The organism is Gudongella sp. DL1XJH-153 (assembly GCF_049310905.1).
Taxonomy (GTDB): domain Bacteria; phylum Bacillota; class Clostridia; order Tissierellales; family Tissierellaceae; genus Gudongella.
Genome location: NZ_JBMEMN010000040.1, coordinates 1 through 19,511 on the forward strand (window position 1 = coordinate 1; position 19,511 = coordinate 19,511).

24 protein-coding genes, 11 tRNA genes and 1 rRNA gene are annotated in these 19,511 nt (G+C 36.6%); 33 read left to right on the top strand and 3 right to left on the bottom strand.

Annotated elements, in window-relative coordinates:
* From rrf to ACOEN1_RS11870, 12 genes are all read left to right on the top strand, one after another.
* Positions 1–79 (top strand): 5S ribosomal RNA (gene rrf, locus ACOEN1_RS11815); the annotation flags it as partial.
* A gap of 8 nt (positions 80–87) precedes the next feature.
* Positions 88–162: transfer RNA gene (locus ACOEN1_RS11820), tRNA-Asn, on the top strand.
* Between the two features lie 5 nt (positions 163–167).
* Positions 168–255 (top strand) — tRNA-Leu (locus tag ACOEN1_RS11825).
* 41 nt (positions 256–296) lie between these two features.
* A tRNA-Met gene (locus ACOEN1_RS11830) sits at positions 297–373 on the top strand.
* Positions 374–491: 118 nt separating this feature from the next.
* Positions 492–566 (top strand) — tRNA-Glu (locus ACOEN1_RS11835).
* A 23-nt stretch (positions 567–589) separates the two neighbouring features.
* Positions 590–665, top strand: a tRNA-Val gene (locus ACOEN1_RS11840).
* Between the two features lie 268 nt (positions 666–933).
* Positions 934–1,010: transfer RNA gene (locus ACOEN1_RS11845), tRNA-Asp, on the top strand.
* Between the two features lie 121 nt (positions 1,011–1,131).
* A tRNA-Thr gene (locus ACOEN1_RS11850) sits at positions 1,132–1,207 on the top strand.
* 23 nt (positions 1,208–1,230) lie between these two features.
* A tRNA-Tyr gene (locus tag ACOEN1_RS11855) sits at positions 1,231–1,316 on the top strand.
* A 24-nt stretch (positions 1,317–1,340) separates the two neighbouring features.
* Positions 1,341–1,415, top strand: a tRNA-Gly gene (locus ACOEN1_RS11860).
* A 46-nt stretch (positions 1,416–1,461) separates the two neighbouring features.
* Positions 1,462–1,535 (top strand) — tRNA-Gly (locus tag ACOEN1_RS11865).
* A gap of 194 nt (positions 1,536–1,729) precedes the next feature.
* Positions 1,730–1,806: transfer RNA gene (locus ACOEN1_RS11870), tRNA-Arg, on the top strand.
* Positions 1,807–1,947: 141 nt separating this feature from the next.
* Here the strand turns inward: ACOEN1_RS11870 and ACOEN1_RS11875 are convergent.
* Together ACOEN1_RS11875 and ACOEN1_RS11880 are read right to left on the bottom strand one after the other, a co-directional pair.
* Positions 1,948–3,117 (bottom strand): tyrosine-type recombinase/integrase, encoded by a 1,170-nt coding sequence (locus tag ACOEN1_RS11875; protein WP_422487116.1) that lies wholly within the window; start codon positions 3,115–3,117, stop codon positions 1,948–1,950.
* A 39-nt stretch (positions 3,118–3,156) separates the two neighbouring features.
* Positions 3,157–3,939 carry a helix-turn-helix domain-containing protein gene (locus ACOEN1_RS11880; protein ID WP_422487117.1) on the bottom strand — a complete coding sequence of 261 codons (783 nt, stop codon included), beginning with the start codon at positions 3,937–3,939 and terminating at the stop codon, positions 3,157–3,159.
* A gap of 151 nt (positions 3,940–4,090) precedes the next feature.
* On the opposite strand from ACOEN1_RS11880, the gene ACOEN1_RS11885 reads away from it, so the two are divergent.
* The 12 genes from ACOEN1_RS11885 (at position 4,091) to ACOEN1_RS11940 (ending at position 10,714) form a co-directional block, all read left to right on the top strand.
* The gene (locus ACOEN1_RS11885) at positions 4,091–4,288 is read left to right on the top strand and encodes a helix-turn-helix transcriptional regulator (protein WP_422487118.1); all 198 of its coding nucleotides are present in this window, start codon (positions 4,091–4,093) and stop codon (positions 4,286–4,288) included.
* Positions 4,288–4,425: a hypothetical protein gene (locus ACOEN1_RS11890; protein WP_422487119.1), complete on the top strand. Its 138-nt coding sequence runs from the start codon at positions 4,288–4,290 to the stop codon at positions 4,423–4,425. The genes ACOEN1_RS11885 and ACOEN1_RS11890 overlap by 1 nt, the downstream gene beginning before the upstream one ends.
* The gene (locus tag ACOEN1_RS11895; RefSeq protein WP_422487120.1) at positions 4,418–4,648 is read left to right on the top strand and encodes a helix-turn-helix domain-containing protein; all 231 of its coding nucleotides are present in this window, start codon (positions 4,418–4,420) and stop codon (positions 4,646–4,648) included. Before ACOEN1_RS11890 ends, ACOEN1_RS11895 begins: the two co-directional genes overlap by 8 nt.
* A 61-nt stretch (positions 4,649–4,709) precedes the next feature.
* The gene (locus tag ACOEN1_RS11900) at positions 4,710–4,892 is read left to right on the top strand and encodes a hypothetical protein (protein WP_422487121.1); all 183 of its coding nucleotides are present in this window, start codon (positions 4,710–4,712) and stop codon (positions 4,890–4,892) included.
* A gap of 11 nt (positions 4,893–4,903) precedes the next feature.
* Positions 4,904–5,773 (top strand): DUF4373 domain-containing protein, encoded by an 870-nt coding sequence (locus ACOEN1_RS11905; RefSeq protein WP_422487122.1) that lies wholly within the window; start codon positions 4,904–4,906, stop codon positions 5,771–5,773.
* Positions 5,763–7,592 (top strand): bifunctional DNA primase/helicase, encoded by a 1,830-nt coding sequence (locus tag ACOEN1_RS11910; protein ID WP_422487123.1) that lies wholly within the window; start codon positions 5,763–5,765, stop codon positions 7,590–7,592. The genes ACOEN1_RS11905 and ACOEN1_RS11910 overlap by 11 nt, the downstream gene beginning before the upstream one ends.
* 15 nt (positions 7,593–7,607) lie before the next feature.
* Positions 7,608–7,799, top strand: a complete 192-nt coding sequence (locus tag ACOEN1_RS11915; RefSeq protein ID WP_422487124.1) for a hypothetical protein — start codon at positions 7,608–7,610, stop codon at positions 7,797–7,799.
* A 60-nt stretch (positions 7,800–7,859) separates the two neighbouring features.
* Positions 7,860–8,192, top strand: coding sequence for a hypothetical protein (locus tag ACOEN1_RS11920; RefSeq protein WP_422487125.1), 333 nt, complete (start codon positions 7,860–7,862; stop codon positions 8,190–8,192).
* Positions 8,193–8,291: 99 nt separating this feature from the next.
* A complete protein-coding gene (locus ACOEN1_RS11925; RefSeq protein WP_422487126.1) occupies positions 8,292–9,227 on the top strand; it encodes a sigma-70 family RNA polymerase sigma factor in 936 nt (311 codons plus the stop codon).
* A complete protein-coding gene (locus tag ACOEN1_RS11930; RefSeq protein ID WP_422487127.1) occupies positions 9,227–9,553 on the top strand; it encodes a hypothetical protein in 327 nt (108 codons plus the stop codon). The genes ACOEN1_RS11925 and ACOEN1_RS11930 overlap by 1 nt, the downstream gene beginning before the upstream one ends.
* A gap of 68 nt (positions 9,554–9,621) precedes the next feature.
* On the top strand, positions 9,622–10,122 hold the full coding sequence (locus ACOEN1_RS11935; RefSeq protein ID WP_422487128.1) for a hypothetical protein: 501 nt from the start codon (positions 9,622–9,624) through the stop codon (positions 10,120–10,122).
* 214 nt (positions 10,123–10,336) lie between these two features.
* Positions 10,337–10,714: a hypothetical protein gene (locus tag ACOEN1_RS11940; RefSeq protein WP_422487129.1), complete on the top strand. Its 378-nt coding sequence runs from the start codon at positions 10,337–10,339 to the stop codon at positions 10,712–10,714.
* 336 nt (positions 10,715–11,050) lie between these two features.
* Here ACOEN1_RS11940 and ACOEN1_RS11945 read toward each other — a convergent pair whose 3' ends face one another.
* A complete protein-coding gene (locus ACOEN1_RS11945) occupies positions 11,051–11,215 on the bottom strand; it encodes a YjzC family protein (RefSeq protein WP_422487130.1) in 165 nt (54 codons plus the stop codon).
* A gap of 82 nt (positions 11,216–11,297) precedes the next feature.
* Here ACOEN1_RS11945 and ACOEN1_RS11950 point away from each other — a divergent pair, with 82 nt between their 5' ends.
* The 9 genes from ACOEN1_RS11950 (at position 11,298) to ACOEN1_RS11990 (ending at position 19,313) form a co-directional block, all read left to right on the top strand.
* Positions 11,298–11,513: a helix-turn-helix domain-containing protein gene (locus ACOEN1_RS11950; RefSeq protein WP_422487131.1), complete on the top strand. Its 216-nt coding sequence runs from the start codon at positions 11,298–11,300 to the stop codon at positions 11,511–11,513.
* A gap of 106 nt (positions 11,514–11,619) precedes the next feature.
* Positions 11,620–12,072, top strand: a complete 453-nt coding sequence (locus ACOEN1_RS11955; protein ID WP_422487132.1) for a hypothetical protein — start codon at positions 11,620–11,622, stop codon at positions 12,070–12,072.
* A 12-nt stretch (positions 12,073–12,084) separates the two neighbouring features.
* The gene (locus ACOEN1_RS11960; RefSeq protein ID WP_422487133.1) at positions 12,085–12,270 is read left to right on the top strand and encodes a hypothetical protein; all 186 of its coding nucleotides are present in this window, start codon (positions 12,085–12,087) and stop codon (positions 12,268–12,270) included.
* A 116-nt stretch (positions 12,271–12,386) separates the two neighbouring features.
* Entirely contained in the window at positions 12,387–12,584 is a 198-nt protein-coding gene (locus ACOEN1_RS11965; protein WP_422487134.1) for a hypothetical protein, read from the top strand.
* Between the two features lie 664 nt (positions 12,585–13,248).
* Positions 13,249–15,438 (top strand): stalk domain-containing protein, encoded by a 2,190-nt coding sequence (locus ACOEN1_RS11970; protein ID WP_422487135.1) that lies wholly within the window; start codon positions 13,249–13,251, stop codon positions 15,436–15,438.
* A gap of 172 nt (positions 15,439–15,610) precedes the next feature.
* Entirely contained in the window at positions 15,611–16,198 is a 588-nt protein-coding gene (locus ACOEN1_RS11975; protein WP_422487136.1) for a DsbA family oxidoreductase, read from the top strand.
* Positions 16,199–16,355: 157 nt separating this feature from the next.
* Positions 16,356–18,008, top strand: a complete 1,653-nt coding sequence (locus ACOEN1_RS11980) for a glycosyl hydrolase family 18 protein (RefSeq protein WP_422487137.1) — start codon at positions 16,356–16,358, stop codon at positions 18,006–18,008.
* Between the two features lie 13 nt (positions 18,009–18,021).
* Complete coding sequence (locus tag ACOEN1_RS11985) at positions 18,022–18,537, top strand: O-acetyl-ADP-ribose deacetylase (protein WP_422487138.1); 516 nt, start codon at positions 18,022–18,024, stop codon at positions 18,535–18,537.
* A 131-nt stretch (positions 18,538–18,668) separates the two neighbouring features.
* On the top strand, positions 18,669–19,313 hold the full coding sequence (locus ACOEN1_RS11990; protein WP_422487139.1) for a zinc dependent phospholipase C family protein: 645 nt from the start codon (positions 18,669–18,671) through the stop codon (positions 19,311–19,313).
* Positions 19,314–19,511 lie beyond the last annotated feature (198 nt).

Consider the following 19,511-nt stretch of genomic DNA (forward strand, 5'->3'; position numbering starts at 1 on the left):
ACCGAACACAGAAGTTAAGCCTCTTAACGCCGATGGTACTTGGTTGGAAACGATCTGGGAGAGTAGGAAGTTGCCAGACTGGAATAATCTTAGGTAGCTCAATGGTGGAGCAACCGGCTGTTAACCGGTAGGTTGTGGGTTCGAGTCCCACCCTGAGAGCCAGAAATGCCGGGGTGGCGGAACTGGCAGACGCACAGGACTTAAAATCCTGCGACCCTTAAAGTCGTACCGGTTCGATTCCGGTCCTCGGCACCAAGCTATTTGGTAACATGAAAAAGGGTCGAAAAAAACAACAGCGCGGGATGGAGCAGTCCGGTAGCTCGTCGGGCTCATAACCCGGAGGTCGTAGGTTCGAATCCTGCTCCCGCAACCATTATTTAGTTTTATTCATTCAGTCGTACCCGAAGGGTGCAACCATTATTTCGTATTTATACAATCCGGAGTGCCAGTTTGGTACAACCATTATTAATTCCGTCAATACATATAATCAAGGCCCTATGGTCAAGCGGTTAAGACACCGCCCTTTCACGGCGGTAACCCGGGTTCGAGTCCCGGTAGGGTCACCAGTTTTATTTTCACCAGTTTTTATGGGCGCATAGCTCAGTTGGGAGAGCACCTGCCTTACAAGCAGGGGGTCACAGGTTCGAGCCCTGTTGTGCCCACCATAAATTCATTGAACAACTAATAACGAATAACTAACAATTAAATAAATTGTTTATTGTTCACTGTTAAATGTTCATTGCAACTACCATGGCCTGGTAGTTAGCAGACTGTTTCAACCAAATCATAGATTTGGGAAACAGGTTGCATGAGACCTACCACCACTCAACTAAAGTTTCGTGGGGTTAGGGCTTCAAGTTGGAGCCAACTGAACATGTTGGATCAAGGCTATAATTATATGTGACATTTACCTGCAATAAACGAATTATCATTGGCCTGGTAGTTCAGTTGGTTAGAATGCCAGCCTGTCACGCTGGAGGTCGAGGGTTCGAGTCCCTTCCAGGTCGCCATTTTATTTCTGTCTAAGCACATGCGCAGACATGATTCAGGAGTGTCCGAATAGGACCAATTTCAATTCACAAGGGTTATGTGAGAGCAGACAATTGTGAATTTTAATCTTTAAAGATTTATGCTGGTGTAGCTCAATTGGTAGAGCAACTGACTTGTAATCAGTAGGTTGGGGGTTCAAGTCCTCTCACCAGCTCCAATTCTCTTAACAGAGATAAATAAGGAGGAGTTCCCGAGTTGGCCAAAGGGGACGGACTGTAAATCCGTTAGCTGAGCTTTCACTGGTTCGAATCCAGTCTCCTCCACCATTTATATTAAAATTAAAAAGATTTGCGGGAGTAGCTCAGTGGTAGAGCATCGCCTTGCCAAGGCGAGGGTCGCGAGTTCGAATCTCGTCTTCCGCTCCAATTTATGAAGAAAGAGATTTCTTCATTTTTTATATAGTGTATACTTGCGGGTGTAGCTCAGTGGTAGAGCTCCAGCCTTCCAAGCTGATTGCGAGGGTTCGATTCCCTTCACCCGCTCCACTAAAAAGCTGGAACAAATCTTTGTGATATGTTCCAGCTTATGTATTATTAATATTAAAACTCAAAGTTTAATTTGCGCAAATTTGTTTTCTCAATAGAGTAAACACAATAGAAATGTTCAATTGACAATGAACAATGGAATATAATATAATATGTAAGTGGCTTCTTTAATATAGTCATATTCAAGAATATATGTACCCATAGCTCAGTTGGATAGAGTGACTGGCTACGAACCAGTAGGTCGGGGGTTCGAATCCCTCTGGGTACACCAATTACAACATTTACAAGGGTTATAAATTCAAATAATTTAAGATTTAACACTTTTTTAACTAATGAGTCAAATTTAATTCAAAATAAAAGAGCCTTTCCTGGCAATAGATCAGGGAGGCTCTTGTTGTGTTTTTGTATGCAATTATTGGAACATGGAATCCAATGTCTTGACCGCTTCAATTTTGGTATCTTCAAGGGTATGAGCATATACTTCAGTTGTCTTGATTGAACTATGACCTAACAATCTGGAGACTGTAAGCAGCTCAACACCGTTTTCAATCATCCGGGTAGCGTAGGTATGTCTCAAAGCGTGAAACTTCTTATAATCCACTCCAGAGCTTGACAATGCCCTTTCCCAACTCCTCCGGAGGTTCTTGTCATCAATATAGGTTCCGGTAATTGAAGGGAAGAGGATATCATTGTTATCATATGCTGGACCAAGTCTCAAGCGTTCTTCTTTTACCAGGATGTCAAGATTCTTCAATTCATTGATAAGTTTATCAGGTAAGGGGACCTCTCTCCTGGAACTTTCCGTTTTTGGCCTGGTGACTTTGTATTGATAAGTATAGTTCTCCTTGTCAGAATATACCCTGACTTTCCTGATTGACTTGTTAATCATTACAACTCCATCCTTGATATCCTTCTTTTTCAATGCTAATATCTCGCCCATCCTAGCACCAGTAAGAACAGCGAACAGGATGATATACTTCAGCTTTACATTATCCAGGGAGTTAATAATCTGTTTAACCTCTTCATCTGTGAAAGTATCAATCTCCTCTCCATACTCAACAATCTCTTCTTCATCGGTTTTTGGTAACTTCAATCCGAATAATGGATTCCTGAGGATGTAACCTTCAGAAAGAGCATATCTGAAAAATTTACTCAATAACTTGTGAAGTTGTTTGACAAAGCTGATTGTCTTTCCACTTTCCAGGAACTCATTATAATATTTTTGTACTACCAGCTTGTTGACCTGGGAGACTTGAATATTTGATAACATGGAGCCTTCAATATAGTTTCTGAAGATACCTTCATATCTCTCAAAAGTGGATGTCTTATTCCCTGAATACCTCTCTATATTCCAGAGCCAGTCACTCATGGCCTTCTCCAGAGGAAGTGATCCAAGATCAGGATTGATTCCATTGTCCATCATCTGCTTGTACTTGTCTCTCTTTTCTTCAGCTTCTCTCTGAGTCTTTCCGTAAAATTGCTTAACAATGGGAACTCCTTCACTGTCATGTCCAACTACAAGAGTCTTTCTGTTGTACTTGTAACCGTTTATTTGAGTATTGGTAACAGGTTTACGAGCCATTGATTCACCTCCTCATAATAAATTAAATTAGATTCTTTGCTATTGTTTATCCTGGAACATGCTAGGCGGTTTGATTCTAATATCATTTTTGAGAGATTCATTATTGATTTCATCAATGAAAATTAAATGAAGATCCTTAATTACTCGTTCTATCCTATTATTAGCTTCATTGAATGAAACATGCAGTTCATCCTCAGGCAATGAGTAATCTACCTTTGAGTATTCAGCTGTAATCATTTTATTGAAATTTTCCATCACTTCATATTTTAGATAATCAAAAGTCTCTTCCTTTGATCCCAAATTATAAACACCTTGAATTTTAGAAGTGTCCCCAAAAGGATAATTAATCAAAATGTCACCTTTAATAGGGGTTAAGTCTTTTGGATTATGGAGTATCTTTTCTTTTAAAGTTTCAACATAATTTTCAATAATTGATCTAGTTGATTTTAATATGAGTTCATTCAAGTATTTATCTTTTTTGTAAAAATCAATAGCTGAAACATTAAGGGATGTATCAAGATTTTGATCCTTGATGATGTATTTGATTATCTCAAAAAGTTTCTCATTTAAGAAATCGTTTAGTTCAAAGTTGAACTTTTTTGGTTCTTCTATTCCCAATAATTCAGATACTTCAATTTCAAGAGCTTCAGCAATCTTATCTAAAGTTTCCAGATCAGGGGTCCTATTATTATTCTCATAGTTTGAATATGTTGACCTGGGAATTTTTAAAACCTCTTCAGCCATAAATTTTTGATTAATCCCTTTTTCTTTTCTAACTTTCTTAATTCTACTACCTACTTGTATCAATTCATTTAAACTCATAAATCCACCTCCTAAATAAAGTATATAGAAAAATATTCAATAATGCAACATAAATTTGAAATTACCCCTTGACAATTTCAATATAGAAACTTATACTATAAATAACAGGAAAAGTATTCAATAACGAAACATTAAGAAAAGAGGTGAAACAATGAATCTTAAAGTAAAACTAAAAAGAATTGAGAAGGGATTCAAACAAAATGAACTTGCTGAAATGATAGGGATTACTCCTCAATACTTGAGATTAATCGAAATCGGACAAGCGAATCCAACAAAAGACATCATGAAGAAAATATCGGACATCCTTGAAACATCCGCTGAAGAGTTATTCTTTGAGGAGGTAAATTGATGAACGAATTTCTAATACTCCATGAAATGTTATTAAAAACACAGATAGTATATCCGGTACTTGCCGGGATCATAGCCTTCAGCATTTACGAAATGATACTTGAATACCATATGAGAAAGGAGTACAAAAATGAATAATACAAATATTGAGAATGAAAAAGTCAACATCCCAATAACTGAAAAATATCTCTTGAATGTCATTGAGGTAATGGAATATACCGGACTAGGTCGGGATAGAGTTTACCAACTAATGAGATCAGGAAGATTAAAAACAATCAAAATCGGAAGATACAACAAAATCCACAGACTGGAGCTTGAAAAGTTTCTTGATAGAGCAGCTGAAGAGAATATTGTACTGTAAGAATTACCAAAGCAACACGAGATGTCAGCCTGAAAGGTTGTTTCCTCAAGGAGGGATATTTATGTCTAAAAACAGAAATAAACAAAGAACCAACAGGAGAAAGTACAAGCCGCATGAGGCTATGGAATCAAGATTGAAGTCAGAGAATGAGTTCGGAATTAAAGATCCAACTCCTCAGGAAGCAGTTTCTAATATTATAAATGAACAATACCAACATGATGACAAAATAGACATTAAAAGGTAGGAGGTGACTATATGGCAAGACCAAACAAACAAGGAGTTGATTATTTTCCGATGGATGTCTACATGGATGACAAGTTCAAATTTATCGAAGTGAAATATAAGCTGGAAGGTTTTGCAATCCTGATAAAACTATTCCAGAAAATATATTCTTCAGGGTTCTGGTGTAGATGGACAAATGATGAGTTGATATTATTCTCTGATGAGAACAGAACAAATTTCGAATTAGTTCAGGAAGTTATCAATGAAGCATTAGAAAGGGGAATATTCAGTAAAAAATTATACGATAAATACAACATTTTGACATCAAGAGGGATTCAACGGAGATACAAGGAGATTGTCAGAAGGCGGAAAGATGTTGAAATTGTAACGGAATATCTACTGATAGATAATATTAAAGGAGTTAATGACGGCAATATGTCGGAAGAAGGACAACATGATGATGACATAATACCAGAAGAAGGACAACATGATGATGACAAAAATGAACAAAGGAAACAGAAAGGAAAGGAAACAGAAACTAAACAGAAACAGAAAGGAAATTCAATCCCTGAAAAACTCTCTTCTTTCCGTAGTAAATACTCAGGGAATGATTTACGGATAGTAGATTCTTTCCTGGAGATAATAGCCAATACTAGAAAAGGCGGTAAAGTATCTGATGGTGTAATACTGAAAATATACCAGGACCTGGATCAATATCCAGTTGAACAAGTTATCCAAGGATTAAGAAGATTTAATGAAAAACCGGAATATCATGATAAAGGCGAAAAGTATGCAATCGGTATTGTTAGAAATACCAAGCCGGAAGAGGAAGAAGTGGAGAAGCCTGAATTTTATGATGACAACTATTTCCTGAACAGGAGGTCAAAACATTATGGATCATAAGCATTTATTCAAGATAACTCCATACCTGGGAGAGTTGCAATCAGAAAAGGGAACTGAAATAATTCCCAAGTATTGCCCATACTGTAAAGGCGGCCAACATCATGACAAGGGTTCTTTTGCATTGAACAGAGAGACTGGAGTTTTCAACTGCAAGAGGGGAACTTGTGGAGAAACAGGAAATATTTATAAGTTAGCTGAACATTTAGGGGTTGATCTCATGGACAGGGAAACATATTTCAGGGAAACCAAGCCAAAGAAGAATTACAAGAAGCCGGATGATAAATTCAACGAGATATCCAATGATACAATTCAATATTTCAAGAGTAGGATGATCTCAGAGGAAACACTCAAGAAGAACAAAGTCACAACTGACTCAAAGGGAAATATTGTTTTCAAGTATTACCTGGATGGAAATCTTGAGTTTATAAAATACAAATTACCAAGAGAGCCAAAGAAGGGAGAGTCTAAATCATGGAGAGAGTCAGGAACCAAGCCTATTCTATACGGGATGGATGAGTGTATACCTGGAAATCCTCTTGTAATAGTCGAGGGAGAGCCAGACAAGTTGACACTTGATGAAGTGGAAATCCTCAATGCTCTATCAATACCAAGCGGAACAGAGGACTTCTCATTCATTGATACTTGTTGGGAGTGGATGGAACAGTTTGATGAAATAATAATCTGGTCAGATAATGACAAGGCCGGAAGAGAGTTCCAACAAAAGACAATAAACCGCCTAAGTGGATGGAAGCTCAAAGTTGTCCAGGTTAATTACAAGGATTCAAATGAAATGCTGCAACAAATAACAAAGAAACAGAACATTGAAAAGGCAAAAGAAGAAATCAGAATTGCAATTGATGAGGCAAGGGTAATCAAGAAGGAATTTATTACAGACCTTGCTGATGTCAGAAGGAAACAATACCAGAAGGATGAAGCCATCTCCACAGGGTACCAGGAACTTGATGATTTAATAGGTGGATTGTATGGAGGTCAATTGATTGTCTGGACCGGTTACAATGGATCAGGAAAATCAACTCTATTGTCAAATGTTTTGTTGAATGGCATTGAAGCAGACAATCCAACTTTTGTATATTCTGGTGAACTGGCAAAAGAGGACTTCAAGGAATGGATGGATCTTCAGTTGTCAGGCAAGAAATATCTGACTTCTCATTATTGCCCGGTCAAGAGACAGGATATTCCAGTTCCGAATCCAATATATTTTGAATATCTGGATGAGTTCTACAATGGCAAGATATTTTTATTTGATACGGAAGATTATGCAACAGATAACAAAATCATCCAAGCCATGGAATATATGGCAAGAAGAGAGGGAATCAAGGTTTTTGCAATAGACAACCTCATGACAATGAACATATCCGGGAATGGTGATGTTAACGAGAAGCAAGGAAAATTGATTTTAAAGTTGAAGCAGTTCTCGAGAAATTACAACGCAGTTGTCCATCTTGTAGCTCATCCAAGGAAACCAGCACCAGGCCAAAAAAGAGTTGATAAGTATTCAATATCAGGTACCGCAGACATAACAAATCTAGCAGATAGGGTAATCGGTTTTCACAGGTTGACACCGGAGGAAAGACAGAAGGAACAATATTCAGGATTTAACAATCTGATGATCATATTCAAAGACAGGAAGTTCGGAGTGTATAACCAGGAGATACTCTTTTATTTTGACTTTTTCAGCAAGAGGTACTTCACAAATGATATAGAAAAGGTCAAGGAGTATTCATGGACCAAGAAGTTGACACAACATGACAAGACACTTCAAGAACTCCATGAAGTAAGAGCTGAGTGTCCGTTCTAAGGGAGGCGGTGATAAATGGAAGAAACAAGAAGGGAATACAACAGACTGAAACAGAGATATGACAAAGCTACAAAATATTTTGAGGATGAATCAATCCCAAACGAAGAGAAGGAAGAGTTCCTTCAAAATTTTATTGAAATACTGGAAAAGATACGAGTTGTATATCTAAGATTAAAGCACCAGGAAGGACAACAATCAATTATTTAATAATGGACTACTAAGCAGCACCAGGCAACAAGCATACAAAAAAAGGAGGTATATCTCTAGATGTTTCAAATGATGGAAGCTATTACACCATTAAACCAAAGGGGAGATACCAAAATGGAAAAGCAATTAATAATTCAAATGATGTCAACAGACAGGAAAATCAACGCAATATTTAAGAGAAAAGGATATGCGGTTCCTTGTTATGAAGTAGCCTATCCGGTAGTAGGAGTTGCACTTGTTGAAGATATGCAAGGAGACCGGAATATTAAAACGATGTATATAGGAGACAAGGGCCTTGTTGAGTTTCTGGATAGGGACCAGGAAGGATTTATTGAGATCAGGCCAGAGGACAAGGGCCTTAATATATATAGTCAGTCAGATAAATATTTATAAGAGGCCAGAAAGAACATAGTTAAGGAGATGATTATATGTCAAAGGGTGAGTGTATGGAAAAGGGTTAATTAAATATGAGGAGGTTATTACTTGTATGATATGAAATTACCTCAAGTACTTGATGAGCAACTCCAGGAAGAGTTCTTGAAGGAATACATCAAGTCAGGGGATTCACAGGTCAAAGAAACCTTGATACTCCATAATCTAAGATTAGTTAAAGTAATCAGTAACAGATACAGGATGGACAATAATCCACTAAGGCAAGAGGAGGACCTCTTCAATGAAGGGGTAATCGGCTTGATGAATAGCCTTGACTCATATGATCCAGGGAAAGGGTCCTTCTCAAATCATGCAGCAACTCATATCAAAGCAACAATCAGGGCATACATCAGAGACAAGTCAAAAGGCTTAAGGGTTCCGGCCTGGGTGTATGAATCATTATACAAAATTGAAGCATACAGAAGACACTACACAAGGGACAACAACGAAAAGGAGCCAACCATCAAGGAAATATCTGGAGCTCTTAAAATACCATATAGGAAGGTCAAAGAGTTAATGGATATTGAACAGAATGTTACTTCACTTGATGTTGACATATCACAAGAGGGGGAAGGTATAACCCTGGGAGATATGATTGAAGATCCTGAAGGATGTTTTGAGGATGATGTTGTCGAATCGGTTTTCATTAATGGGTTTATTGAGCAGATAAAGAGTTACTTGAGGGATGAAGAGCTGGAAGCCTTGAGGCTAAACCTGGGTTTGAATTGTAAGGAACACCAGCTGAAGGAAGTTGCAAGGATTATAAACAGAGATCCAGGATATACCGCTGAGATAAGGAACAAGGCACTCAGAAAGATTAGAAGGTCAGCATATGCCAAGCAACTAGAGAAGGAGCTTGATGAGGTTACATCATGGTATAGTTCTCCAAGGTATGACACTGACAGGGTTACAGGTGGGAATCCATCTTCACCAGTGGAAAGGATAGTAATTGATAGAGAGAAGAAGTTGAAGAAATTAGTCAAGGGGGAAAGTTGATGTTTAATTTTTGTGGCAAGGGAAGGTATGTAAAAACAGTTTTCAAAGGTGAAAGACACGAGATAATTCTATTTGAAAGTATAGACAAATCACAAATTATTGTTCATATTGGAGAAGAATTTGAGGGTGCTGATATTATGAAATCCGGTAATTGGGTGATAGCAGAATTAAAGGCAAAAGCTAAATCTAAAATATCCAGTAGTGGAAAAATATTCTTTAATACCTTGATAATTCCTGAAAAGGTCATGGGTTTATATGATGAGCCAGTATCTAAAAGAGAGGAGATGGGTGATCAGTTAAGAGAAACAGGTAATCAAGCTTTATAGTCAAAAGAAACAATCATCAAGAGAACGAATGTCAGGAGACAAAAACAGAGAATGAAAGGGGATATCAAATGATAAATGAAAAGCTAATACCACAGAAGAAGGACATGAAAAAGATATATGAATATATTCAGGCGGTCAGAGAACTTGATCGAAAAGCAGAGGAATACAAGTATAAAAAGCTTGAAGCAGAGGATAGAATCGAAGAGATTAATCAGGAACTTCAGGATTTAATGGAACAAGAAGCTATGGATTATAGCGGACTAGATATTGATAAATTTAAGGCTAGAAGAAAGAAACTCCTAGAAGAACAGGAGGACCAAAGAGTCATGATAATGTTTAATCTAGATCTGTTTATTCAATCCCGGCTACAGAGTGAAGAGTTCAAACTAATTAAATCGGAAGCAGCTAATGAACACGAAAAAGTAACCAGACCATTGATTGAAGAGAGGGATAGATTAAAGGTAGAATACGAACAGACAATGAAGAGGATTGATGATCTTGTATTCAAGTCTGATTATGATTCAGCAAGAAAGCTTGAGGTTACTGTTAAACACAAGGGGAGGGTATAAGATAGGCCCCCCATAAAAATACACTGAAATGAGGGCAAAAGGACCGAAGGGGAAGTCTTGTTTAATGCGCAGGCCGTTCCTACATAACCCCCCCCATAAAAAAAGCCTTGAACAGGACACAAGGACCGGTGGTGGACTTTCAGTGAACCCACAGGAGCCTCTATAAGGGGGTGTAGATTAATAGACAAACAATACTGAGCTGGGGGGTGAATATATGGCGGTTTCTGAAAAGAAATTTGAACATTTAAAGAATGATAAGAGGTTTTCTTCAGAATTGAAAAAAATTAAAAATATTTACAAAGAAATCCCTGATGATAAAAAGAAACTGGTACAGAGGCTTGTTGAAAATGCTTCATTCATGGCAATACTACTTGAGGATCTCCAGGAGGATATCAAACAGAATGGTTATAAGGAAGAATACAAGAATGGAGCTAATCAGTTCGGATTTAAACGGAGTATTGCAGCTGATCTATATCAGGTAACAATCAAAAATTATTCTTCAGTAATCAAACAACTAAACGATCTATTACCAAATAATGAAATAGAAGAAGATGATGGTTTTGAAGCTTTTGTAAATTCTAAGAATAGATAATTGTACTAAATAAGACAATAAACTGTTTAAATCCATTACCAGCTTCTCATGTCCTGATCAAGACATTAAAAGGTTCAATGTTGACTCTTCGTTCTGTGTTCTGCGTAATAGTAAACAGAGTCGACTCTTTTCTGATTGTCCTGGATAAGACAATAAAAGGTCCACCTTGTTTCAATGGAGTCCTGGGTAAGACTAAAAAAGGCCCTTATCTATAAAATTCTTCAAGGATAGATTAGGGGTCCTAAATAATGTAAGGATGTATACAAAAGTACGAGGCTGGAAGAAAGAGGAGAAAAAATGAAATATAAAAGCCATTGCAAAAGCAATGACTTTGGCTTAAATCTTCTCCCATTTGTGACCTTCTTCTTGAGTGGGTGGAAGGCGATCACCTTTGTCGATTTTAACAACTCTAGGATCGGAGACCTTGCCGCCACGAGGACCAACTTCTTTGTACTTTCCAGCAGGTTGATTATCAGTACCCGGTTTCTTAAGATTGGACATTTCTTCACCTCCTTAACTATATATAGTATTTAAATAGATACACTACAAGTAAATCATACCATATATTGGGGGGTGGAGTAAAATGCTTCTAGGTAAAAAGATAGAAACACTTAGAAAGAACAGGAATTTATCTTACAGAAAGCTTGCTGAAATCTGCGAAATACCTTCTCACAGCTATATTAGAAATATTGAGACTGGGATTGTAGATGATCCAGGGTTAAGAACAATAATAAAGCTTGCTAAAGGCTTTGATTTAACAGTTGGAGAGCTACTTGAAGATGTTGAAGTTAGGGATTAGAAAGTTCGATTAACATATAAAGTACAGAAAAAAACAAGGGCTCAGAATCGTTTCTAAGAGGTTTTATAAAGTAGTTAATACTAAAGTATGTCTATATTTCAACGGTTTGAAGGCAGCAATCAAAAAAAGTAAAAGGTATTCCGTCAAGCGGGCAGGCCTGAACAGAATACCAAGAAGAACACCTCCAGAGGAGATGATCCAGATACATTATATCATCTTCCTGGAACAAATAAAAGGAGGATATAATAAAATGGGTAGAACAATAGAGTATAAAGAAATTATGGATACAGTTGAGGATTTAAAGATTAAGGTTGAAAGCACAAACTTTATATTGGCGGAGTTTATGGGAGATTACGGGTTGAACATAAAGCCTGATCCAGAAAAAGCCCTCAAGTGGTATAAAGAGCCAAAAGAAGTAAGCGATCCAGAAGAGTTATATTCAGCTAAATGGTTTACTGAATACTGGAGAATCCAGAAGTTTTTAAAAATGGCACTTGATTTCAGCTTTGAAGCTGAGGACTTAATAAACGAATTACAGGCAACAATCAAGCCAGAATAAGGAGGTTATATCATGTATTTAGTGGCAGAGTTAAGAAATGGCAGAAAAATATTATTCCAAGGTCAGAAAGAGCTTGATGAATATTTGAAATTGAATGCTTTATATGACCAGGTGGAACAGATAATAGAGATTGACAAATACGAGTATCGAGACATTATGAAGGAAATGGTCGAGAACATAAGAGTTAATAGACAATGAAATAAATAAGCGTACAAAAGTAAAAAGGGAAGATAAAGGAATACATGAAAGAGGATTCGGATCATGTTGATGAGGTTTGGAGCCAATACTAAGTGGTAAAACAAGGAGGGTATAAAATGTCGATGGAAAAATTAGAGGGATTATTAAAAGAAATTTCAACAGAAGAAAGAGAAGAACTTTTGGAAAAGTCAGCAGCAATCATTGAGGACTATCTAAAAAACGCAACTCACGAAGACAAACAAGACTTGACAAACAACATAATCAAAAAGGCGAAAAGTATGACTTCTGAAGAGTGGGACAGTCTAGGGAAATGATATTGAGGCAAGAGAGGGACCTGAAAAGGTCCTTCTTTTTTTTGAAAATAAAATTGAAAATATCCTAAAAAGTGGTATACTTGAAAATATTGGTCGGTTTAGTCCATTTTCAAGAGTTGAAGAATATATTTCAAAGAATGAAGCCGCAGAATCGATTTTAAGAGGCTTTAAATATCTAGACATGGTCTAGGTAGGGTTATAGTGTTAAAATTGATTTATAAGGGGAATAGAGCCTTCAGAATAAATTTTATCAACAAAGGGTTCATGCACCAGGAAATAAAAAATAAAATACCCGGAAAACATTGATATTGCTGACATAAAAGGGTTAAAATTTAACACTTTTTTAACTAATATGTACTAAATTATTGCAGTATATGGTAGTTGTTTACAGTCAAACAAATATTGCAAAATACACATAATAGGTTTTAACAGGAAGACCAAAATGTTGAGATTTCAATCCAGTAGGTCGGGGGTTCGAATCCCTCTGGGTACACCATAATAATTAATTGCAAGGGTTTTTAACCCTTGCTTTTTTATTTTAGTTATTACGAAAAATTAACACGTTAAATCATTAAAGTTAACATAATATGGGTAACAGTTAAATGACAAATTTATAACTAAGTTAAATCATAGAGTGACTATACTGTAAGGGAGGTAAGGGTCAATGAAAATCTTTCCAAGTAGTGAGAGTATGAAAAATACAGCTTTGGTAAAGACGATTATTTCGACGCTAATACTTGCAATGGCTTTTGTACCATTTACACCAGTGCTTGCAGAAGAGTCTCAAACTGAAGGTACAACAATGGTTTTTATAATCGATAACAATACATACACTGCAAATGGCGAACTTATTGTTATGGATGTAAGTCCCATGATTATTGAAGAACGTACAATGCTGCCAATCAGGTATGCTGCAACTCCTTTAGGAGCAGAGATCCTGTGGGATGGTGAAGAAAAGAAAGTAACCGTTTTCTTAGGTGAGAGGAGTATGGAGCTGTGGGTAGGTGAGAGCAAGGCCTTAGTCAATGGAGCTGTAGTTCCCATTGATGCCAATAATCCAAATGTTAAGCCTCTCATTGTAAATGGACGGACAATGCTGCCGCTACGATTTGTGACCGAGAATCTTGGATGTAATCTAGAGTGGGATGCCGTAACCAAGAAGGTTACCATTACCAAAACTATGGGATCAGATCAACCAATTGATTCTTCGATTATCCCGCCATTTCAATTGGAACCTTCAATACCCCCAATCGGTTTAACACCAGTAACTCCAATAGACCCATTGACACCATCGACACCTTCAACTGGAACAATATCAAAAGTAAGAGTTCCCATAACTGATCTGTCAAAGAGTACGATTGATCAATTGGTTCTGTCAGTTGATACTAGTTATCTTAAAGACCTTTGGAATTTTGATCCGGTTGGGGTACCAAGAAAGGTTATGATGAGCGAATCAGGTTTTCCAGTGGTTTTGAGACTTGGCAGGGGATATGATGTATTCGGGAAGTATGCTTCAGTTGACTCCTTGAAACAGAGTGTCTTGGATTTGGAAAAGCTTATAACTGATCAGAGAATCGAACGTATACGTTATGATCAAGGTTTAGACACTCATATAACCAGTGAATCCATTAGGTCATATAGCAATACCATTTCAACAAAGATTAGCGCATCCGGAAGCTATTTCGGATTTGGAGGATCAGTAAAAACAAATTTCGATTCAACCCGTACACAACAGCTCAACAATTATTTCTCTACTCATACCTGGCTGATTAAAAAATACGGTGTTTATGTGCATGGTACGACAAATTTAAAAAATTATCTCAATGCAGATGCCAAAAATATGATAAATGACAACAATATACCTGCCAGTACAGTTTTTGCAAATTTCGGACATTACGTAGTGATTGACACCATAACTGGTGGAAGGGTCGACTATAATATTACTGCCAGTTCTCAATCTTCAACAAGCTTTGAAAACTTCAAAGTAGCTGCAAAGGCAGATTTCAATGTCGTAGTTCTCAAAGCAGCGGCAGGTGTTGAATATCAGAATATTAAAAATAAATCTGAATATGACAGTAATAAAGATGTGACCACTCGTTCCTACGGTGGAGGATTTGTACTAAATACTGGTCAGTTTACTAATGATCCTCAAATATTGAGTAAATGGGAAAGCACTCTTGAAGAACATGGCACACTTGTTGAATTTGGAAATACTACAGCAAGACCTTTAGTTCCTATTTGGGAGCTTTGTGACAGTTTCTCTAGATCCGTGGAGCTTAAGGCTGAATTCGATAAGCTGAACTTAGCTCAAGGAAACCAATGGCCAACAGAGAAGTATGTAGTGGACATTAAGTTTGTTTCAGATCAGGATAAGTTTAAAGCAAGAGCCAAATGTCCTCCAGGATACATGCTTATAGATGCTGATTTGAATAGCTTGGCTGGCAGCATGGGAGATTACATTTACTTAACATACAAATTGGGCGAGAATGTAGATGAAGCATACACCGATTTCTTCATGGAATACGTTGGTAGTCCACAGTCACCAGAGACAAAATTACTGAGCCACAATTCCAACTATGTTCACTATACAAGAATTGGTACTGACTTAAATAAGGGACTTAATTATAATTTTACTGATGTATATGGCAAAACATGGAAGAATACAGATTACATTTACATGTGGACCACCAAGGCAAAAACTCTACCACCAATAAAAGGAATTGCAGTTGCAATGGATAATCCTGATAATAAAGAACCTGAATGGGATAGCGTATATTGGCAGAATACCCTAAGCCCGGCAGATGTCAATAAAGGTGTTCATGGAAAATATATTTTCATCAAGTTTACAAGATAGAGGGAATCATATAGCGACTTAATTCAAGAAAAATAGCTCCTGATGGATAAAATAAAATTCGTTGTTCATCAGGAGCTATTCTTTTTTGTTTTCAAAAATTAGGCTTAAATCTAATAATCACTGGGTATAAAACTCCATGTAGAACTAAGGAGGGATTGATATTAAAGAATTCATGGTTTTTTCGGACTTTGCATGTCCGTTTTGTTATATCGGATTTAAAATTGCTATGAGAATGCAGGAAGAGAATCCAGAGATGAGTTTTATTTGGTACCCTTATGAACTAGATAAAGATACACCTGAAGAAGGATCTGATCTGGGAGACTCGATACCAAGGGAACAGATTGAAATTGCCTACAGAAGAATTGAAAGACTTGGATCAGAGTATAGGCTTGTATACACCAACAAGACGAGAAAGTTCAATACTGGTCTTTTACACAGGGCTGCTGTATACGCTCAGGAAGTTGGACTATTTTATCCTTTTGCAAGAGAAGGGTTCAAGGCAATATTTGAGGATGGGAAAAATGTTGCACTAAAGGAGGTAGTCAATGAAATTGGACTTGTTGCTGGTCTTAATATACAGGATATGATGAGATCAATTGAAGAAGGGGACATTGAGGATAAAATGGAAAAAGCCAGGGAGCTCGCTGCAGCATATGGAATTGAAAGTGTCCCTACCTTTATAAGAGAAGATGGGGTAAAAGTGACTCTCCTTAAGGAGTACAATAAATTTACAGATGATCTGACAAAATGCACTAAATGATTTTGTCACCTTAGACTTATTGCAATCAATTTATTGAATTGCAGTAGGTCTTTTTTATTAAAAAACACAATGACTAGCATTACTAATCTAACATATTTTGAATTGATACAGTAATCCTTGTAACAATCATGCTATAATTATATCAGGTGATAAAATTATGAGAAAAATTCTGGCTTTTATACTGTCTATATTTATTATTGTGTTTGTAGTGTATATTATTTATTCGGATTACACCCAAGTAGAAGTACAAAGCATTTCTGAGGAGGATGGTTTTTATGTCCTTATTGAAGACATAAAACTTGTGGAAGAATCCGATTATATGTACATTGATGATGAAATACATTTTTCATACGAATTCCTTAAGGAATTTGTAGATGAAGATTTGTTTTATGATGAAGAAGAATCCGTGGTAGTTATAACAAACCAGCAATCAGTTGGAAGATTTAGCCTTGAAATGAGCTTAGGAACAATGAATGGCAAGGAAATCCAACTTATAACACCCCTGAGAAATATAAATCAAAATGTTTATGTACCATATAATCTTGTCAAAGAAATCTATCGTAATGAGTTGGATTTCAACTGGAATAACAAATCACTAATAGTAGATTATAAAGGATACGAATACATTGAAGGTGAACTTAAAGAAGACTCACAGGTCCACTTAAGCCCACACAAGAGGTCTGCCAAGATAGGTAGTACTTTGGAATCAGGTGAAAGAGTAGTTGTATTCGCTGAGGAAAGTTCATGGTTTAGAATAAGGACAAAAGAAGGTTTGGTGGGATACGTTCACGAAGACAATCTGTTGATAGAATACGGTAAAAACAGGTTTAGGATAAAAATGGAAGATGATCAGGATTCGACTTCAAATATAAGTGAACTAATAAATTTAACCTGGGATTATACTTATGGTCCAATGAGAAATATTGAATCTGTTCAGGATTTACCTGGCGTAAATGTAGTTGCTCCTACTTGGTTTGATGTAACGGATACCGAAGGAACTATTTATGATAAGGGTAGTAGAGAGTATTCTCGCTTATACAGTGAAAAAGGCTACCAGATATGGCCTGCAGTAACCAACTCATTTGACCCGGAATTGACAAGTGAACTTCTGAAATCCAGTAACACAAGAGAAAAATTGATTGATGATCTTCTTAACATCTATCAGTATTATCAAGCTGATGGTATAAATATTGACTTCGAAAATATCTATTATGAAGATAGAGACAATCTTACCCAATTTGTAAGGGAACTCTATCCAATCTTTAGTAGCAATGGTTTAACAGTATCAATGGATGTTACGCCAAGATCTACTAGTCCAAACTGGTCGATGGTCTATGATAGGGAAAGGCTTCAGCAGTCTCTCGATTATGTTTTCCTGATGGCCTATGATCAACACTGGTCAGCCAGTCCCATTGCAGGGTCCGTTGCAGAGTACTGGTGGGTGGAGGAATCTGTATCCAGATTATTGGAACAGGTGCCTGCTGATAAGCTGGTCCTTGGAATGCCATTTTATTCAAGGGTATGGGATGTGAATAATGACGGAGTTTCCTCTCAAGCAGTAACAATGAATACTGCCTTGGAATTTATTGATAAAAACAATATTGAAACAGTATGGGATGAAAGAAGCCAGCAGTTTTATGGAGAGTTGAAAGTAGGGGATACAACCAGAAAAATATGGTTGGAAGATGAAAACTCTTTGTATTACAAGGTTTCACTAGTACACAAGTATAATTTGGCAGGGATGGCTACATGGAGAAAAGGATTTGAAATACCTTCTGTGTGGAGAACTCTCGATGGTTATCTGAACTGAAAGGAGAATAAGTATGAGGATTGGGGATATTAATATTAACATTAAAATGGGAGATATTACAGAAGAAAAGGTAGATGCCATAGTAAACGCTGCAAACAATACTCTGCTAGGTGGAGGAGGAGTGGATGGAGCAATTCACAAAAAAGGAGGACCTGCTATACTGGAACAATGTAAAAAACACTCAGGTTGTCCAACTGGTGAGGCAAAAATAACAACAGCAGGTAATCTACCATGCAAGTATGTAATTCATACAGTTGGACCCATGTATGGTAGAAGTGATTCAATGGAGGAAGTTCTTCTATACAATGCATATACAAATTCATTAAAACTAGCAGCTGAATATAATCTTAAATCAATTTCTTTCCCTTCCATATCTACAGGCGCATATGGCTATCCAATTGATGAAGCAGTTGAAGTTGTAAAACGAGCAATAGAGGATTTTTCGAGAAACGAATCTACTATCAGGGAGATTAATTTAATTCTGTTCAGCAATTATAATTTTAAAATATATAGTGACTATTTCGAGTAAGCATCTCATTGATCAAGTATGAATTGGTTGTGAAAAATTTAAAATATTAAGAGAATGCAACATTTGCTTGGTTGACATAAGTTTTTCTATGTTATATTATCAAAGGAGTTGGGAAAACGTAAAAAAAGGGAGTGTTCAAAATTTTCGCAGATACTCATAAGATAATTGCTTCCAGTGTTTATGACAATGTTCTTGAACATTATGATATAGAGTTGAATAAGGACAAGCTTCTCTGGGGTTCAATAGCTCCGGACATACTTCCAAAATACAAACTTATAAGACACTATAGAGATGAGAGCATAAATTATGTTGCATTGGAAATAATGAAAATAATATTCGTAAGCCGTTACGTTGATTTTAATAAGATGACAGATCCAATAGCAATGAAATTGCTTAGTAAAAAAATTGGAGTAGTCTCACATTATCTTTCTGATTATGTATGTTTACCTCATGCTAAAAGGTGGACGTTCAATGGATCAATGGTCAAGCATATAAGATATGAATCAAAGCTTAATGAATATGCACCTAACCACACATTCAGAAAGAACGTTATTACTATTGATGATCTCGATATATATAATGAGAATCCCATCAGTCTCCATACAACAATCAAGAAATATATTGAAGATGTTGTAGAGGAGTACTTCCAAAACAATGGTTTTAAAAACGACCTTGACTTTGCATTTTCATTGAATCTAAAGATAACATACTTCATACTTGATGTTATCAGAGATTACTCAGAAGAAATTCACGAAGTGTTTGCATTGGAGATATAAGAAATAATATAGATTTTTATTGACAAATAATTTCTGAAGGTATATACTATCCCATATTTGACAGTTAAAAATCAAAAAAAGCTTGGAACGTGTTGCAATAACAACGTTCTAAGCTTTTTCATATTACTCGAAAAGTGCGTACCTTTTTTAGTTCTTCGTGATTTTTAAAATATTTTTGACCTGTTTATGTTTTAGTAT

Coding starts and splice junctions, on each gene's coding strand:
- ACOEN1_RS11875 (WP_422487116.1), bottom strand. CDS start 3,117: ATGGCTCGTAAACCTGTTACCAATACTCAAATAAACGGTTACAAGTAC.
- ACOEN1_RS11880 (WP_422487117.1), bottom strand. CDS start 3,939: ATGAGTTTAAATGAATTGATACAAGTAGGTAGTAGAATTAAGAAAGTT.
- ACOEN1_RS11885 (WP_422487118.1), top strand. CDS start 4,091: ATGAATCTTAAAGTAAAACTAAAAAGAATTGAGAAGGGATTCAAACAA.
- ACOEN1_RS11890 (WP_422487119.1), top strand. CDS start 4,288: ATGAACGAATTTCTAATACTCCATGAAATGTTATTAAAAACACAGATA.
- ACOEN1_RS11895 (WP_422487120.1), top strand. CDS start 4,418: ATGAATAATACAAATATTGAGAATGAAAAAGTCAACATCCCAATAACT.
- ACOEN1_RS11900 (WP_422487121.1), top strand. CDS start 4,710: ATGTCTAAAAACAGAAATAAACAAAGAACCAACAGGAGAAAGTACAAG.
- ACOEN1_RS11905 (WP_422487122.1), top strand. CDS start 4,904: ATGGCAAGACCAAACAAACAAGGAGTTGATTATTTTCCGATGGATGTC.
- ACOEN1_RS11910 (WP_422487123.1), top strand. CDS start 5,763: ATGGATCATAAGCATTTATTCAAGATAACTCCATACCTGGGAGAGTTG.
- ACOEN1_RS11915 (WP_422487124.1), top strand. CDS start 7,608: ATGGAAGAAACAAGAAGGGAATACAACAGACTGAAACAGAGATATGAC.
- ACOEN1_RS11920 (WP_422487125.1), top strand. CDS start 7,860: ATGTTTCAAATGATGGAAGCTATTACACCATTAAACCAAAGGGGAGAT.
- ACOEN1_RS11925 (WP_422487126.1), top strand. CDS start 8,292: ATGAAATTACCTCAAGTACTTGATGAGCAACTCCAGGAAGAGTTCTTG.
- ACOEN1_RS11930 (WP_422487127.1), top strand. CDS start 9,227: ATGTTTAATTTTTGTGGCAAGGGAAGGTATGTAAAAACAGTTTTCAAA.
- ACOEN1_RS11935 (WP_422487128.1), top strand. CDS start 9,622: ATGATAAATGAAAAGCTAATACCACAGAAGAAGGACATGAAAAAGATA.
- ACOEN1_RS11940 (WP_422487129.1), top strand. CDS start 10,337: ATGGCGGTTTCTGAAAAGAAATTTGAACATTTAAAGAATGATAAGAGG.
- ACOEN1_RS11945 (WP_422487130.1), bottom strand. CDS start 11,215: ATGTCCAATCTTAAGAAACCGGGTACTGATAATCAACCTGCTGGAAAG.
- ACOEN1_RS11950 (WP_422487131.1), top strand. CDS start 11,298: ATGCTTCTAGGTAAAAAGATAGAAACACTTAGAAAGAACAGGAATTTA.
- ACOEN1_RS11960 (WP_422487133.1), top strand. CDS start 12,085: ATGTATTTAGTGGCAGAGTTAAGAAATGGCAGAAAAATATTATTCCAA.
- ACOEN1_RS11965 (WP_422487134.1), top strand. CDS start 12,387: ATGTCGATGGAAAAATTAGAGGGATTATTAAAAGAAATTTCAACAGAA.
- ACOEN1_RS11970 (WP_422487135.1), top strand. CDS start 13,249: ATGAAAATCTTTCCAAGTAGTGAGAGTATGAAAAATACAGCTTTGGTA.
- ACOEN1_RS11975 (WP_422487136.1), top strand. CDS start 15,611: ATGGTTTTTTCGGACTTTGCATGTCCGTTTTGTTATATCGGATTTAAA.
- ACOEN1_RS11980 (WP_422487137.1), top strand. CDS start 16,356: ATGAGAAAAATTCTGGCTTTTATACTGTCTATATTTATTATTGTGTTT.
- ACOEN1_RS11985 (WP_422487138.1), top strand. CDS start 18,022: ATGAGGATTGGGGATATTAATATTAACATTAAAATGGGAGATATTACA.